1 rRNA gene is annotated in these 1,424 nt (G+C 52.7%); it reads left to right on the forward strand.

Annotated elements, in window-relative coordinates:
- Positions 1 to 1,424, forward strand: a 23S ribosomal RNA gene (locus ACIQWS_RS25375); the annotation flags it as partial.

The raw sequence follows: 1,424 nt of genomic DNA on the forward strand, positions 1-1,424 counted from the left end.
TGTCACGCAACGCACTCGCCTTCCTCAAATTGGCATCCATTCGCCTCATGCTGAGAAGGCTCTGTTCAAACTGAATAACTTTCCGGACCGACTCTAAGTACTCGTGCATGACCGATAGCGAACAAGTACCGTGAGGGAAAGGTGAAAAGCACCCCGACAAGGGGAGTGAAATAGAACCTGAAACCGGTTGCCTACAAGCAGTCGGAGGCCGCAAGGCTGACGGCGTACCTTTTGTATAATGGGTCAACGACTTAGTGTGTCGAGCAAGCTTAAGCCGGTAGGTGTAGGCGCAGCGAAAGCGAGTCTGAACAGGGCGTTCAGTTCGACGCATTAGACCCGAAACCGAGTGATCTAGCCATGAGCAGGTTGAAGGTTGGGTAACACCAACTGGAGGACCGAACCCGCATCTGTTGCAATAGATTGGGATGACTTGTGGCTAGGGGTGAAAGGCCAATCAAACTCGGAGATAGCTGGTTCTCCGCGAAATCTATTTAGGTAGAGCGTCGACCGAATACCTCAGGGGGTAGAGCACTGGATGGGCTATGGGGACTCACCGTCTTACTGATCCTAACCAAACTCCGAATACCTGAGAGTACTAGTCGGCAGACACACGGCGGGTGCTAACGTCCGTCGTGAAAAGGGCAACAACCCTGACCTCCAGCTAAGGTCCCCAAGTCATGGCTAAGTGGGAAAGGATGTGAGACTCCCAAAACAACCAGGATGTTGGCTTAGAAGCAGCCATCATTTAAAGAAAGCGTAACAGCTCACTGGTCTAATTAAGGGGTTTTGCGCCGAAAATGTAACGGGGCTAAAGCCATGCACCGAAGCTGAGGATTGGACTTAAAGTCCAGTGGTAGCGGAGCGTTCCGTAAGCCTGCGAAGGAGGACCCGTGAGGGCCTCTGGAGGTATCGGAAGTGCGAATGTTGACATGAGTAACGATAAAGGGAGTGAGAGACTCCCTCGCCGAAAGACCAAGGGTTCCTGCTTAAAGTTAATCTGAGCAGGGTTAGCCGGCCCCTAAGACGAGGCGGACACGCGTAGTCGATGGGAACCACGTTAATATTCGTGGGCCTGGTGGTAGTGACGGATTGCGTAACTTGTACATTCTTATTGGATTGGGTGTGCAGGGAAGCGGTTCCAGGAAATAGCTCCACCGTATAGACCGTACCCGAAACCGACACAGGTGGTCAGGTAGAGAATACCAAGGCGCTTGAGAGAACTCTGCTGAAGGAACTCGGCAAATTGCACGCGTAACTTCGGAAGAAGCGTGACCCCATGGCACGCAAGTGTTGTGGGGTGGCACAGACCAGGGGGTAGCGACTGTTTATCAAAAACACAGGGCTCTGCGAAGTCGCAAGACGACGTATAGGGTCTGACGCCTGCCCGGTGCTGGAAGGTTAAGAGGAGAGGTGCAAGCTTTGAA

The organism is Phyllobacterium sp. NPDC097923, assembly GCF_044760925.1.
GTDB classification, from domain to species: domain Bacteria; phylum Pseudomonadota; class Alphaproteobacteria; order Rhizobiales; family Rhizobiaceae; genus Phyllobacterium; species Phyllobacterium calauticae.